Here is a 15,321-nt window from a genome sequence, read left to right on the forward strand (position 1 = left end):
ATCCATAAAAACCTCAAGATAAAATGAAAAAGCAGGGGATATCCCCCTGCTCGGAGGGAGAGATTATTTGGCGAGTTTAACTTCATTTACCCATTTGTTGATTAAGCGTTTCCGCTCATCAGAGGCACCATATTTTTCAAAATCGTAGTTGATTAAGTTTAGTTTCTCAGGGTCGAAAGCGTGTGGAGATTGTTCAGCTGTTGTATTTGTCAGCGTTTGGAAAGCTTGTCCTTTTTTCCATGCTAATTCTTGACCTTCTTTAGATAGCGCCCAATCAACGAATAGTTTTGCATTATCAATATTACGAGCACCTTTAATGATGCTTACTCCGCCAAGCTCATAGCCAGTGCCTTCACAAGGCACAACCATTTCAACAGGTGCTCCATTTTGGATTTGTAGCGCGTAGTCATGTAAAAAACCAACCCCGATAGTCGTTTCGCCGCGTGCCGTATTTTGAGAAGGGGTTACGCCAGATTTTGTATATTGAGAAACATTTGGATGTAAATCTTTGAAGAATTTGAATGCTTCATCTTCTCCCCAGAGTTGTACGAAAGTCGCAATTGCCGTATAAGCCGTGCCCGCACTTTGTGGATCTGAAATTTGTACTTCACCTTTTAAGCGCGGATCGGTTAAGTCTTTCCAGCATTTTGGCACCTCGGTAATGCCTAATTTTTTCAAACGTTCGGTATTTACCCCAAAACCTAAAATACCCATATAAATAGCAGAGCTTAAGTTACCTTTTACTTTTGCAGGATCTTGGAAACGTGGCATAATTTGATCAACATTTGGGGAGCGATAAGCTTCTAACAAACCAATTTCACCTGCTTGTGATTGAGGGTCTAGCGTGCCACCATACCAAACATCAGCTTGAGGATTATTTTTCTCTGCTTCTAATTTCGCGAATGTGCTACCAGAACCATTGCGAATAAAGGAAGTTTTCACATCATATTTTTCGCCGAAGGCTTTGGTTTCTTCCTCGCACATAATATTGGTTGCACTACAATAAACCACTAAGCGACCTTTTGCTTGAGCGATATTACTGCTTGCAGCTAAGCCTGTTACGGCAATGCTGACGGCTAATGCCGCTGTTTTTAATGCTGTTTTCATCGTATTTTCCTTATATTTGTTAGTGAGATACCGCATTATTATAGTCAAACTTACTGACTAAAACCGTGATCCACTTCACAAAATACTGGACGTAAAAACAATAAAAAAGCTGAACCCTTGCAGATTCAGCTTCTCGTTAGCGTTTAAGAAATTAACCTTCACAGCTACTACAGCTCAATAAATTACGGTTAAATACTTGTGCCGCGCTCATTGAGTATTGATAGTAAATAGATTTCAGACCAAGTTCTTCTGCGGTGAGATAGAGTTGGTTCAAATCTCTTGCCGGTGTTGCTGGGTGCACCATAATGTTGATGCTTTGTCCTTGGTCAATATATTTTTGACGTTGTGCTGCTTGTTGAATTACGCTTAATTGGCTGATTTCAGAGAAGGTTTTAAACACTTCTTTTTCATGCTCTGAAAGCTGTTCTAAGTGCTGCACAGAACCATCATTGAGTAGGATGCTTTCCCATGTTTCTTCGGTATCTAAACCTTTTTCTTGAAGTAATTTTTCTAAGAATGGGTTTTTGTACACGGTTTTGATCTTAGCTAGATCTTTTACATAGTAGTTTGATTTAAATGGTTCAACCGAAGGAGATACACTACCTAAAATAAAACTACTTGATTTCGTTGGTGCGATACTCATTAAGGTTGTATTACGGCGCCCATAGCCTTTGAGAATTTCTGGCTCACCAAAGCGACGCGCTAATTCTTGCGAGGCTTTTAACGTTTTTTCTTGCAGGGTTCTGAAGATTAAATTGTTCTTCTGCATCGCTTCAAAACTATCAAACGCAATGTTATTTGCTTGCAAGTAACTATGCCATCCGAGCACTCCTAAGCCTAGAGCACGATGGCGGCGCGCAAAGCGATTCGCGCGATCTAGGAATGGCATATCGGCACTTTTCTCAATAAACTCGCTCATGACTACATCCAAGAAGTAGGTTAAAACTTCAGGTGCATCGGTGTCTTTCCACTCATCAAAATAGAGTAGATTCATTGACGATAAGCAGCAAACAAAACTTTCCTCGTTGTTTGATGGCAACATAATCTCTGTACAGAGATTTGAAGCATGAATAGTCATATTTTTATCTTTATACACATCAGGGCGACCTGCATTTGCGTTGTCTTTAAAGAATAAATATGGAATTCCAGTTTCCGTTTTTCTTTGCAAAAGTTTTGCCCAAAGCTGGCGCTTGTATGGGTCACCGGCTTTCATTGATTCTAACCAATCATGCCCTACGCAAACACCGTAGTACATCAGCTGAATAGGGTTACCTTCAGTATGAATATCCAGCCATTCATCAATATCGCCATGCTCAATATCAATATAACCCGCAAATTGTCCTTTACGTGAAGTGCCTTGTGAAATCACGTCAATGACAGTATCAAACAGTTTACTAAAGTTAAATGAGCCATCGGATTTACCGTTATTCTTGATAGCACTACCACGCGGGCGAATATCACCAAAGTAAGCAGAGGTGCCACCACCAATTTTGCTCATCATCCCGACTTCAGCGGTTGTTACCATAATTTCATGGATAGAGTCACCAATGTAGCTCCCAAAACAAGAAATAGGTAAGCCACGATCTAATCCAAAGTTAGACCAAATTGGTGAAGAGAGTGAGAAGTAGCCACGCGCCATATAGTGATAGAATTTATCCGCATAGCCTTCGATGCCAAGTTTGTGCTCAGCATGCTCAGCGATAAAGCGGATACGATCTAATGCTGTAGTGCCTTCTAGCAGATAACCGCGTTGTAAAAATAAACGGCTATCTTCATTTAGCCAAGCAAAATCAGGACGTTCAGAATTTGTATAAGTCATTTTAAACAGTATTCGTTAATAAAATAGAAAATAGTTGGGTGCAACACGTTGCACCCTACGAATTAGAATAGATCATCAGCAGTAATCTGCTTCATTTTTTTGCTGTAATCGGTACTGCGTTTGTTGAAGAAATCGGTTTCTTTAGTAGAAAGGATTTCAATATCAAACCACTCTGTTTCCTTTAATAAGTCAGGATCAACATCATACGGTGGTTCCAAACCTAAAGTCATTAATGAATTGTTATAGCGAGATCTAATGTAGTTCTCTACCGTTTTTTGGCTGATAAAGCTTAAATCACCTTCTTCAAAGATCCAGTCTAAAATACCTCGTTCTGCTTCAAAAGCCTGTTGTGATAAGGTTTTTAGCTCTTCATAGAATTCAGGTGTAAAGAGTTCGCTGTGTTCATCACGTAGAATTTCGTAAAGTGCTATGCCGAAACGGCCGTGGATCTCTTCTTCTTTAGAAGTTGCCTCAACAGCATTCGAAATCCCTTTAAACAGGTTTTTATGCTTGTTGAACGACATCATAATTAAGAACTGACCAAACAGGGAAATGTGTTCAACAAAGAGAGAAAATAACACTAAAGAAAGTACAAATTGCCCTTTACCTGCATCTTTCTCACGCATGAACTCTTCCATATATTCAATCCGCTTCATTAGCGGTTTGATTTCAGTGATTTGTGAGAACATTTCATTCAAGCCAAGTTTTTCCAGCAAGAAAGAATAAGCATCTTTATGGCGAACTTCACTTTCTGCAAAGGTACCACCCACATCATCCATTTCTGGTTTTGGAAAGTAGCGATATAACTCCCCCCAGAAACGCTTTACATTCACTTCGATCTGAGAAATTGCCAACATTGCACGGGTTAGCACATGACGCTCGTGATCGTTGATATTAGTTCGATAGTCCTGAATATCACCAGTGAAATTAAATTCGGTATGCAACCAATATGAGTGACGAATAGCGTCTTTAAACTCCAAGAGTTCTGGGTATTCATAAGGTTTGATTTGAATACGTTTTTTGAAAATATTACGGGACATAGCGAGCCTAAGATTTGAATAAGATGCACAGTATTCTAGTCATATTTTTTCATAGAACAAGTCTTGACAAATTTCACTGGTTGAAACTTGGTAAGTAGTGTTTGATTTTAAAGGGATTTTTTATTCTGATAGTTCCTGTAGTTTCACTCCAAAAGTTTAGATAAGGATGGATTAAAAGTTCGGCTTTGTTTTATGTGAAATAGCGTTTATAATCTGCATAATTTTCGAAACGAAAGATAAACCGAAACAAAAGTGTCTAAACGAAATACACAACAACGTCGCCAATTTATTGCAAATTTAGTTCAAACAATAGGTGAAGTGAGCGTTGAACAGCTTGCAATGGAATTAGAAACCTCTGAAGTGACTATTCGTAAAGATCTCACCGCTTTAGAAGAAAGCGGTTTTTTATTGCGCCGTTATGGTGGGGCAATTCGAATGCCACTTGAGATCGCAGAGGAAAATGAGGCTACGTTTTCAAAACAAAAGTTAGTGATAGCCTTGGCTGCACTGAACCATATTCGCGAGCATAATCGGATTATTATTGATAGTGGCAGTACCACGAAAGCTCTGGTGAAACAGTTAAATTTGCAGGGGCTAGTGGTGATGACTAATTCACTATCATTAGCTAATGAACTGACCACGTTAGAATGTGAACCAACAATTTTAATGACAGGTGGAACTTGGGATACTCGCTCGGAGTCTTTCCAAGGCAAGGTCGCGGAACAGGTATTACGTTCGTATGATTTCGATCAGCTTTTTATTGGTGCTGATGGTATTGATTTAGCGCGTGGCACAACAACTTTTAACGAGCTGCTTAGTTTAAGTCAAGTGATGGCAGATGTGAGCCGTGAAGTGATAGTCTTAATTGAATCACAGAAAATTGGACGCAAAATGCCAAATGTAGAGCTCACTTGGCAGCAGATTGATAAATTGATTACCGATGATCAGCTTGAACCTGAAATTCAGCAACAAATTGAAGCAAAAGGCGTAAAAGTGATTATCGCTAAATAATGCAAGCGCCTCCTTTTGCAGAAAATATTGCAAAATTGACCGCTTGCTAGGCAAGAATCTTTTAACTTTATAAATAAGGAAACAAAACTATGTGTGGAATTGTTGGGGCAATTGCCCAACGTGATATCGCAGAGATCTTAGTAGATGGGTTACATCGCTTAGAATATCGTGGTTATGACTCAGCAGGTGTTGCGGTATTAGATCAAAATCACAATATGCAAATTGTACGTCGAGTAGGTAAAGTGAAAGCATTAGACGATGCATTAGCTGAAAATTTCACCCATGGCGGTACGGGGATCGCACACACTCGCTGGGCAACCCATGGTGAACCTTCTGAAACCAATGCACACCCACATCGTAGTGGTAAAATTGCTGTGGTACATAATGGGATTATTGAAAACTACGAAGAATTACGTGAATCGCTACAAGCGCGTGGTTATGTTTTCCAATCGCAAACCGATACTGAAGTTATCGCTCACTTAGTGGAGTGGGAATTTCGTACAGCTGCTTCTTTATTAGAGGCAGTACAAAAAACCGTAAAACAATTACGTGGTGCTTACGGTACTGTGGTAATGAATCAAGACGATCCAAACCGCTTAATTGTGGCACGTTCAGGCAGTCCGCTTGTTATTGGACACGGTATTGGTGAAAACTTTATCGCCTCTGATCCATTAGCATTATTAAGCGTAACTAGCCGTTTTACTTACTTAGAAGAGGGTGATGTTGCAGAAATCACGCGTGAAAGCGTGGCAATTTTTGATCATAATGGCAATAAAGTAGAGCGTGAGTTACACGAAGGAAACTTTGAACACGATGCGGCAGATAAAGGTCCATATCGCCACTATATGCAGAAAGAAATTTTTGAGCAACCAGTAGCAATTCGTAATACGCTAGAAGGGCGTATCGCGAACGACCGTGTTTTAATTGATGCGATCGGGGCAAATGCTGAAGAAATTCTGAAAAAAGTAGAACATGTACAAATTGTGGCTTGTGGTACGTCTTACAATGCAGGTATGGTGGCTCGTTATTGGTTTGAAGCAATTGCTGGGGTTTCTTGTGATGTGGAAATTGCCTCAGAATTCCGTTACCGCAAATTTGTTACTCGCCCAAATAGCTTATTAATCACCCTTTCACAATCTGGTGAAACTGCAGATACCCTTGCGGCACTACGCTTAGCGAAAGAGTCTGGTTTTATGTCTGCTATGACAATTTGTAACGTAGCAAGCTCATCACTTGTACGTGAATCGGATTTTGCCTTTATGACTAAAGCGGGGGTAGAAATTGGCGTAGCTTCAACCAAAGCTTTTACCACCCAATTAACCTGCTTATTGCTTTTAAATGTCGCGATTGGTCGTTTAAAAGGTACGGTAAGTGAAGAAAAAGAGCGTGAGATTATCCATGCATTGCAATTATTACCTGCACAGGTAGAAAGCGCGTTAGTCTTCGATAAAGCGATTGAGAAACTTTCTGAAGACTTTGCCAATAAACATCACACTCTCTTCTTAGGCCGTGGTGAATATTACCCAATCGCGATGGAATCTGCATTGAAATTAAAAGAGATTTCTTATATTCACGCAGAGGCTTATGCGGCAGGAGAATTAAAACATGGCCCACTAGCATTAATTGATAGTGATATGCCTGTAATTGTCGTTGCGCCGGAAAATGATTTACTTGAAAAAGTAAAATCAAACATTGAAGAAGTGCGTGCTCGTGGCGGTCAGCTCTATGTGTTTGCCGATAACGAAGCCGGTTTTGCAGATGCGGAAGGGTTTAAAACCATCACATTGCCAAAAGTAAGCGAAGTAACAGCACCAATTTTCTATACTGTGCCGTTACAATTACTTTCTTACCACATTGCTTTAATTAAAGGAACTGATGTGGATCAGCCACGTAACCTTGCGAAAGCGGTAACAGTAGAATAATTTGTAAAATTCTGATGAAAAATAACCGCTTGTATTTTTACAAGCGGTTATTTTTCTAGTTCGTTTATAAGGAATAAACGATATTATTTCACGCTAATATCTTTACCGAAGAACTGTTCACCGATTTTTTTCAATGTACCCTCTTCGCGTAACTCAACAATTGCCGCACTAATTTTAGCTAAAGCCTCATCATTGCCTTTGTTTGCGATTAAACCAGCCCCAACTTTTTCCTCTGCTTCCCAAACAATTTTTAGGCCTGAATTAGGATTTTTCTTTAAGTAATCTAACAGTGACAAACTATCGTTGAAGGTGGCATCTGCTCGTTTTTGTTGGATTAATAATAACCCTTGTGCCATTCCATCGATAGGTACGATTTCAGCCCCGTTATCGCGAGCCATTTCGCCATAGTTAGAACTTAACGTTTGTGCGGTTTTTACGCCTTTCACATCAGCGGGTTTAGTGATAGTGGTATTATCTTCGCGTGTCACTAGTGCTGCGCCAGACCAGCTATAAGATTCTGATTTATCGAAAGTCGCTTGGCGTTCTGGAGTTGTTAAGCCCACTTGGTTTGCCACTAAATCAAAACGCTCGCCTTTTAAACCAGCTAACATGGCATCCCATTGAGTTTCTTTAAAATCAACGGTTACGCCCAGTTTTTCTGCTACTGCACGTGTTACTTCCACATCATAACCTGTTAATTTGCCGCTTTCATCATGGTAAGTATAAGGAGCATAAGTACCTTCTGTCCCTACTGTAATAGTGCCTTTTGCGTTAATGCGATCAAGCAGTGAATCTCTTGCAGCAGCTGAAACTGAAACCGCTAGAGCTAATGCGAAAACAGATAATTTTTTTACCATATGTTATTCCTTTGGGTATTCACAATCTATTTTTGCAAATTTATGCGGATTTCTGAGCGCTTGCAAATAACTAAATGGAATAATAAATAATAAAGTGCCAGAGTTGCTTGAGATTTTTACTGATTTAATTAAAATTGAGAATTAATATTATTTTTTGTGTAATGCTAATGGTATTGAAAAACTTTTTAATGGTAATCGGTTTACTAAGTGCAATCGGCATAAAAATGACTTACACATTTCTTTACCCAAGAGAACAGTTTCCTGATTGGCTTTTTTGGGGACTTATGTGGGTATGTGGAGTCTCTTTTTATGGGATTTTTAGATTAGGACATCGTTACTTTCAGCTGTCTTTTAAGCTATACCAGCATGCCTTAAGCTTATTATTGCTGATTCCAATAGTGATAGTTATGTGGCGCTTATATCTGCTTTATGCTTGTAACTGTCCCTATCAAGGTGGTATAGCTTATGTGATTCTTGTTATGTTTGGTGGCTTGATTTTTGCTGTGCAGCTTAAAAAAGTAACTGCACAAGATTTGCAGAAAATTAGCAAGCAATCACCGCTATAGCACGCCGCAACAGTGCTTAAATTTCTTTCCCGAGCCACAAATACAGGCTTGTTTCATGCTGGGGAGCGGTACGGTTGGATCAACGAAATACCAATTCCCATCAATCTGTACAAATAGTGAGAGCTCGTGGTGGGTATCAAGACCATTTTCTGTTTGGAAGTGGGCTTTAAATTCCACTGTAGCATGTTGTTTGGAAAAGCGAGGGTTGTATTTCAGAATTTCTAGCCCCGCCCATTGGGTATTCTTTCCCCATTCATGCATAGCCTGTTGATCGAGTAAATTCTGTTGGCTAGGTACAGTTGTCGCAATAATATAGTCGATATTTACCATGGTGTAAGCTGTATAACGCGAGCGCATGAGTTGCTCGGCTGTCGAGGGCATTTGCTTGCCAGTATGAAAAGGTTGGCAACATTCAGCATAAGATTTGTTAGATTGGCAAGGGCAAAGTGAAACTGTCATTTTGTAAAATTTTTTAAAAAAGAGAGCGCTTGAAATAAAAAACCTGCATATCGCTATGCAGGTTCATTATCAATTATTTATGGCGACTATGTAAGCCTTTTTTCTCTAAATTACGATAGATTAGCCATTGCTGCACAATCGTAATTAGGTTTGAAGTGAGCCAGTAAAGTACTAAACCTGATGGGAACCATAAGAAGAATACAGTAAACATCACCGGCATAAAGGTCATCACTTTTTGCTGCATAGGATCAGCAACAGGTGTTGGTGACATTTTCTGTAATAAGAACATTGAGCCGCCCATGAGTAGTGGCAGAATGTAATATGGATCTTGTGCAGATAAGTCTTGAATCCAACCAAAGAATGGCGCGTGGCGCAGCTCTACTGCTTCCATAAATGTCCAGTATAACGCAATGAAGATCGGCATTTGCAGCAAGATTGGTAAACAGCCACCCATTGGGTTTACTTTCTCTTCTTTATAGAGCTTCATCATTTCTTGGCTCATGCGTTGGCGGTCATCACCGAAACGTTCACGCATTTCTTGAATGCGTGGTTGCAGCATACGCATTTTTGCCATAGAAGTGTATTGTGCTTTGGTAAGTGGATAAAGAATAGTTTTTACTACCAGTGTTACCCCAATAATTGCTAAACCCCAGTTGCTGACGATGCTCTGAATGAAAGTCAGTAACCAGAATAGCGGTTTTGCAATGAACCACGCCCAGCCATAGTCCACGGTTAAATCAAAGTTGTTGGCAGCGGCTGCCATCGCATCTTGATCTTTCGGACCAGTCCATAAGTTACTGCTGATAGTTGCTTGAGAATTTGGTGCAACGCTAGTTATTTCACCGCGATAACCGATTGTAGCGATGCTATTTGCAGTGCGAGTATAAAGATTATTTTGTGCATCTTGGTTTGGAATCCAAGCTGAAACAAAATAGTGTTGTAGCACCGCAGCCCAGCCGGCTTTAGTATCAATAGATAAGTTTGCTTTAGCCATATCATCGAAACTATATTTTTTGTAATTTGTTTCAGATGAAGAATAAGCGCCCCCTGTATAAGTAGGCATCGCAAAGTTGCCAGAGCTTTCTACGATCGAGTGTTTTAATTGACCATACGGCTGAACTTCTAACGTTTCAGCAGTTGGGTTATTGATATTAAAATCAACTGCAATATTGTAGCTGCCACGTTTGAGCGTGAAGGTTTTGGTATAGGTGACACCATCTTTTTCAAATACTAATGGCACGGCAATTTCATCTTGGCCTTCTGCAAGTGTAAAGCTATCTGCACTGGTTTGATATTGCGGGCGACCAGCATTAGTATCAATACCGTTTTTACCCACTAAACCACTTTGTGCGACATAGGTAAAGTTGCCTTTATTTTGTAATAGCTCAAATGGGGTATTGGAATGAAGTTCGGCATTGTGTTGTAACAATTTAGAATCGACTACATCACCACCTAATGTATCTACGGTTAAACGCAATACATCGGTTTCGATTGTGATAGTTTTACCTTGAGCAGCGAGATCGCTAATCGGTGTATTCGCATTGGAAGAGGCTGGAACATCGCCAGATTGCATTGCAACTTGTGCTTGCTGTGCTTGTTTTTGCGCTTGAATTTCAGGATCGAAATCTTGTTGCCACTGAATAAACATCAAAAACGACACAAGCAGCAAACCCATAATTAGTAAACTACGGTTTGAGTTCATTTTAGGTTCTCTGTGTGATTAAAGTGAAATGGGTTTCCCCACGCTGAAAGGCTCATATTCTAATATAGCAAGGGGCTGTGAACAATTTATTTTTAAACAAACAAGCGGACAAATTTTGCATTTTTTCTGCAAAATCTGCCCGCTTGCTTAATGAGTGAGATTATTTACGGTTATGTAACGCTTGCACCGAATACACATCAAATTCGTTGATATGTGCCACCGCATAAGAAACCGCTTCAGCCCCTGCCACCGTGGTGTAAACAGGAATGCGTTGTTGCAATGCGGTGCGGCGGATAGAATGGCTATCTGCAATCACCTCAGGATCGCCGTTTACCGTATTGACAATCAACGCAATTTCATTGTTTTTGATTGCATCAACAATATGCGGTCTGCCTTCACGCACTTTATTGATGGTTTGGATCACAATGCCGTTTTCACGCAGGAATTTCGCTGTACCGAAAGTCGCACACAAACCATAGCCTTGCTCTTGTAAGCGTTTTGCCACTTCAAGGGTGCGAGCTTTATCTTGATCGGTAACCGATAAGAACACTTTACCCACGCTTGGGATACGCTCGTTTGCCCCTAATTGTGATTTATAGAAGGCCTCAGCAAAAGTTTCACCTACGCCCATCACTTCACCGGTTGAACGCATCTCAGGCCCAAGAATGGTATCTACACCAGGGAATTTAATGAATGGGAATACTGCTTCTTTGACGAAGTATTTGCTTGGGATCACTTCTTCGGTTGCCCCTAATTGAGCGAGGGTTTCGCCTGCCATCACACGAGCGGCAATTTTTGCGAGCGGTTGTCCTGTGGCTTTACTGACAAACGGCACGGTACGGCTGGCACGAGGATTGACTTCCAACACATAAACCACATCATTTTGTACCGCAAATTGTACGTTCATCAAGCCTTTCACGCCCAATGCAAACGCCATTTCTTTGGTTTGGCGGCGGATTTCGTCTTGAATTTCTTTGCCGAGTGAATATGGCGGTAACGAACAAGCGGAGTCGCCACTGTGGATCCCTGCTTGCTCGATATGTTGCATAATGCCACCGATAACGACATTTTCGCCATCGCAGATACAGTCCACGTCCACTTCTACCGCATTATTTAAGAAGTGATCGAGCAGAATTGGGCTATCGTTAGAGACTGATACCGCCTCACGCATATATTTGTTTAGCTCTTCATCGTTATAGACGATCTGCATTGCACGCCCACCGAGTACATAAGATGGACGCACTACGAGCGGATAGCCGACTTCGTTAGCAAGTTCTACCGCTTCAATCGCATTGCGAGCCGTGCGGTTGGCTGGCTGTTTTAAGTTGAGTGTATGCAGGATTTGTTGGAAACGTTCACGGTCTTCGGCAGCATCAATGCTATCTGCTGATGTCCCGATAATGTTTACCCCATTTTCATGTAACGCATTTGCTAATTTCAGTGGTGTTTGACCACCATAATGCACAATCACGCCCCACGGTTGTTCTACACGCACGATTTCTAACACATCTTCAAGGGTCAATGGCTCAAAGTACAAGCGGTCGGAGGTGTCAAAATCGGTAGAAACGGTTTCAGGGTTGCAGTTCACCATAATGGTTTCAAAACCTGCTTCACGCAAGGCAAGGCTGGCGTGCACACAGCAGTAGTCAAATTCAATCCCTTGTCCGATACGATTCGGGCCACCGCCTAAAATCATCACTTTTTTACGATCTGATGGGTTGGCTTCGCACTCTTCTTCATAGGTTGAATAGAGATAAGCGGTATCACTTGCAAATTCAGCCGCACAGGTGTCCACACGTTTATACACTGGCACAACGCCCAAGCTGTGTCGGTAATCACGCACGGCTTTTTCGCTGACTTTGGTCAGTTGGGCGATACGTTTATCGGAAAAGCCTTTGCGTTTTAAGCGGCGAATTTCGGCTTTATCTAAATCACTGAATTGTTTTTTCTCTAATGCTAATTCTTCTTGCACCAGATCTTGGATCTGAATTAAGAACCACGGATCAATTTTGGAGTAGTGGTGAACTTCTTCTAATGAGAAACCAGCACCGAATGCATCCGCCACATAAAGAATACGGTTCGGGCCCGGATTTGCCAGCTCACGGCGGATTTTTTCAGGCTCTTCGGAAAGCAAGTTGAAACCGCAAATCCCCGTTTCTAAGCCACGCAACGCTTTTTGCAAACTCTCTTGGAAGGTTCTGCCCATCGCCATCACTTCACCCACGGATTTCATTTGGGTGGTCAAGCGGTCGTCAGCATTGGCAAATTTTTCAAAGGCGAAGCGTGGGATTTTGGTGACTACATAATCAAGCGTTGGTTCAAAAGAGGCAGGAATTAAACCGCCAGTGATGTCGTTACGCAACTCATTTAAAGTGTAACCCACCGCTAATTTCGCTGCCACTTTCGCAATCGGGAAACCTGTTGCTTTTGAAGCCAATGCAGAAGAACGGCTCACACGAGGGTTCATCTCAATCACGATCATTTCGCCATTTTCAGGGTTGATCGCAAACTGCACGTTTGAACCGCCCGTATCCACCCCGATTTCACGCAACACCGCCAAAGAGGCATTACGCATAATTTGGTATTCACGGTCGGTTAAGGTTTGAGCAGGTGCAACAGTGATAGAGTCGCCAGTATGCACGCCCATTGGGTCAAAGTTTTCAATTGAGCAGACGATAATGCAGTTATCTGCTTTATCACGCACCACTTCCATTTCATACTCTTTCCAACCAAGCACTGACTGCTCAATCAATAATTCGTGGGTTGGCGAGGCTTCAAAACCACGTTCACAAATCGCCATAAATTCATCTTTGTTATAAGCGATACCGCCACCTGAACCGCCCATTGTGAACGATGGACGAATTAAGATTGGGAAACCCACTTGCTCTTGTGCTGCCAACGCTTCTTCAAAGCTGTGGCACACGAACGATTTTGGCGTATTTAAACCAATTTTGGTCATCGCATCTTTGAAACGACCACGATCTTCGGCTTTATCAATCGCATCTTCGCTTGCCCCGATCAGCTCGACATTGTATTTTTTCAGCACACCTTGTTTGGAGAGACCCAACGCACAGTTCAGAGCGGTCTGCCCGCCCATTGTCGGTAAAATTGCATCAGGGCGTTCTTTCTCGATGATTTTCTCAACGGTTTTCCACTCAATCGGCTCGATGTAGGTCACATCTGCCATATTTGGATCGGTCATAATGGTCGCTGGGTTAGAGTTTACCAACACCACTTTATAGCCTTCTTCCCGCAACGCCTTACACGCCTGTGCACCCGAGTAGTCAAACTCACACGCTTGCCCGATTACGATAGGGCCTGCACCGATAATTAAGATGGTTTTTATGTCTGTTCTTTTTGGCATAATTAAATTCCCTTTCTCTATAATTTTGCTCGATCTGATCCCCCTCTTTAGCAAAGAGGGGTTAGGGGAGATTTGGCAGACTTCATTGGCGAAGTGAGAGAATGAATAGGTGATTTTTGATGTTATACAACCAAGGTAACTCAAATTATGCTCTCGTTAATCACTTCTGCCAAATCTCCTCCCGCTCCTCTTTGCTAAAGAGGGGTGTTCGATCTCTATAACTTTCTCATTCTTCTGTCTTCATCGATAAGTGGTCTCTTTTTGCCGATTTTTTACAAAATCAAACCGCTTGTTACCCCTTCACTCTCCGCATATCGCTAATAAAGCGATCAAACAAATAAGCCACATCGTGTGGGCCGGGGCTGGCTTCTGGGTGTCCTTGGAAAGAAAACGCAGGTTGGTCGGTAAGTTCAATCCCTTGTACCGTGCCGTCAAATAATGAACGGTGAGTCACACGCACATTCGCTGGTAAACTCGCTTCGTCCACTTCAAAACCGTGATTTTGGCTGGTGATGAGCACTTTTTGGCTATCTAAATCTTGCACAGGGTGGTTCGCACCGTGATGCCCAAACGCCATTTTTTTGGTTTTGCCACCTGCGGCTAAGCCTAAGAGCTGATGCCCCAAACAGATGCCGAACACAGGGAGCTTCGTTTCAAGAATGGTTTTAATCGCAGAAATTGCATAATCGCACGGCTCTGGATCGCCTGGCCCATTAGAAAGGAATACACCATCAGGATTATAGGCAAGCACTTCTTCGGCAGTGGTTTTCGCAGGTACAACGGTAATTTTGCAACCACGCTCTGCAAGCATACGCAAGATATTGGTTTTTACGCCAAAATCGTACGCCACGATATGAAATTCGGGATGTTGTTGCGTGTTGAATGGCTTGCCATGATTGGTAACAGGCAAATGCCATTCGCCTTCTGTCCATTCGTAAGGCTTCTCACAGGTGACGACTTGGGCAAGATCAAGTCCAGCCATTGAGCCGAAAGATTTTGCTAGCTCTAATGCTTTCGCTTCATCATCGCCCACAAAAATACAGCCAGCTTGTGCACCTTTATCACGCAAAATACGGGTTAAACGGCGAGTATCAATATCGGCAATTGCGACAACGTTATGTTGAATGAGGTAATCAGAAAGGGAGGAATTTGCTCGGAAATTGCTATGAATTAAAGGGAGATCACGAATGATTAAACCGCTGGCACAGATTTTTTTGGATTCTTCGTCTTCGTTATTTGTTCCTGTATTGCCAATATGGGGATAGGTTAGCGTTACCATCTGCTTAGTATAGGAAGGATCGGTGAGAATTTCTTGATAGCCTGTCATTGCCGTATTGAAGACAACTTCACCGATACTATGACCGTCCGCCCCAATGGATTTACCGTGAAAAACCGAACCATCGGCGAGAACGAGAATTGCGGGTTTGAACATTCTTTTTACTCCTAATATCAAATTGATTCGCCTTAGAAGTAA

11 protein-coding genes are annotated in these 15,321 nt (G+C 41.8%); 3 read left to right on the forward strand and 8 right to left on the reverse strand.

The features are described from left to right. Positions 1 to 63 precede the first annotated feature (63 nt). The 3 genes from F542_RS01420 to F542_RS01430 form a co-directional block, all read right to left on the reverse strand. On the reverse strand, positions 64 to 1,107 hold the full coding sequence (locus F542_RS01420) for an ABC transporter substrate-binding protein (RefSeq protein WP_015433378.1): 1,044 nt from the start codon (positions 1,105 to 1,107) through the stop codon (positions 64 to 66). 151 nt (positions 1,108 to 1,258) lie between these two features. Beyond that, positions 1,259 to 2,926 (reverse strand): ribonucleoside-diphosphate reductase subunit alpha, encoded by a 1,668-nt coding sequence (locus F542_RS01425; protein ID WP_015433377.1) that lies wholly within the window; start codon positions 2,924 to 2,926, stop codon positions 1,259 to 1,261. 62 nt (positions 2,927 to 2,988) lie between these two features. Next, positions 2,989 to 3,966 (reverse strand): ribonucleotide-diphosphate reductase subunit beta, encoded by a 978-nt coding sequence (locus F542_RS01430; protein WP_015433376.1) that lies wholly within the window; start codon positions 3,964 to 3,966, stop codon positions 2,989 to 2,991. A 252-nt stretch (positions 3,967 to 4,218) separates the two neighbouring features. On the opposite strand from F542_RS01430, the gene F542_RS01435 reads away from it, so the two are divergent. Beyond that, positions 4,219 to 4,977 (forward strand): DeoR/GlpR family DNA-binding transcription regulator, encoded by a 759-nt coding sequence (locus F542_RS01435; protein WP_015433375.1) that lies wholly within the window; start codon positions 4,219 to 4,221, stop codon positions 4,975 to 4,977. 89 nt (positions 4,978 to 5,066) lie between these two features. Further along, entirely contained in the window at positions 5,067 to 6,899 is a 1,833-nt protein-coding gene (gene glmS, locus F542_RS01440; protein WP_015433374.1) for a glutamine--fructose-6-phosphate transaminase (isomerizing), read from the forward strand. A gap of 83 nt (positions 6,900 to 6,982) precedes the next feature. Here the strand turns inward: glmS and F542_RS01445 are convergent, their stop codons facing one another. Continuing rightward, positions 6,983 to 7,756: an amino acid ABC transporter substrate-binding protein gene (locus F542_RS01445; RefSeq protein WP_025266733.1), complete on the reverse strand. Its 774-nt coding sequence runs from the start codon at positions 7,754 to 7,756 to the stop codon at positions 6,983 to 6,985. 167 nt (positions 7,757 to 7,923) lie between these two features. Here F542_RS01445 and F542_RS01450 point away from each other — a divergent pair, with 167 nt between their 5' ends. Beyond that, positions 7,924 to 8,322 (forward strand): hypothetical protein, encoded by a 399-nt coding sequence (locus tag F542_RS01450; protein ID WP_158329198.1) that lies wholly within the window; start codon positions 7,924 to 7,926, stop codon positions 8,320 to 8,322. On the opposite strand, the gene F542_RS01455 is transcribed toward F542_RS01450, so the two are convergent. The 4 genes from F542_RS01455 to carA form a co-directional block, all read right to left on the reverse strand. After that, a complete protein-coding gene (locus tag F542_RS01455) occupies positions 8,317 to 8,781 on the reverse strand; it encodes a YchJ family protein (RefSeq protein ID WP_025266735.1) in 465 nt (154 codons plus the stop codon). The two genes, F542_RS01450 and F542_RS01455, sit on opposite strands and share 6 nt — an antisense overlap. A gap of 73 nt (positions 8,782 to 8,854) precedes the next feature. Next, positions 8,855 to 10,483 (reverse strand): membrane protein insertase YidC, encoded by a 1,629-nt coding sequence (gene yidC / locus F542_RS01460; protein ID WP_025266736.1) that lies wholly within the window; start codon positions 10,481 to 10,483, stop codon positions 8,855 to 8,857. Between the two features lie 160 nt (positions 10,484 to 10,643). Beyond that, positions 10,644 to 13,847, reverse strand: coding sequence for a carbamoyl-phosphate synthase large subunit (gene carB, locus F542_RS01465; protein ID WP_025266737.1), 3,204 nt, complete (start codon positions 13,845 to 13,847; stop codon positions 10,644 to 10,646). A gap of 292 nt (positions 13,848 to 14,139) precedes the next feature. Next, the gene (gene carA, locus F542_RS01470; RefSeq protein WP_015433366.1) at positions 14,140 to 15,279 is read right to left on the reverse strand and encodes a glutamine-hydrolyzing carbamoyl-phosphate synthase small subunit; all 1,140 of its coding nucleotides are present in this window, start codon (positions 15,277 to 15,279) and stop codon (positions 14,140 to 14,142) included. Positions 15,280 to 15,321: the final 42 nt, after the last annotated feature.

Source organism: Bibersteinia trehalosi USDA-ARS-USMARC-188 (genome assembly GCF_000521725.1).
In the GTDB taxonomy this organism is placed as follows: Bacteria; Pseudomonadota; Gammaproteobacteria; order Enterobacterales; family Pasteurellaceae; genus Bibersteinia; species Bibersteinia trehalosi.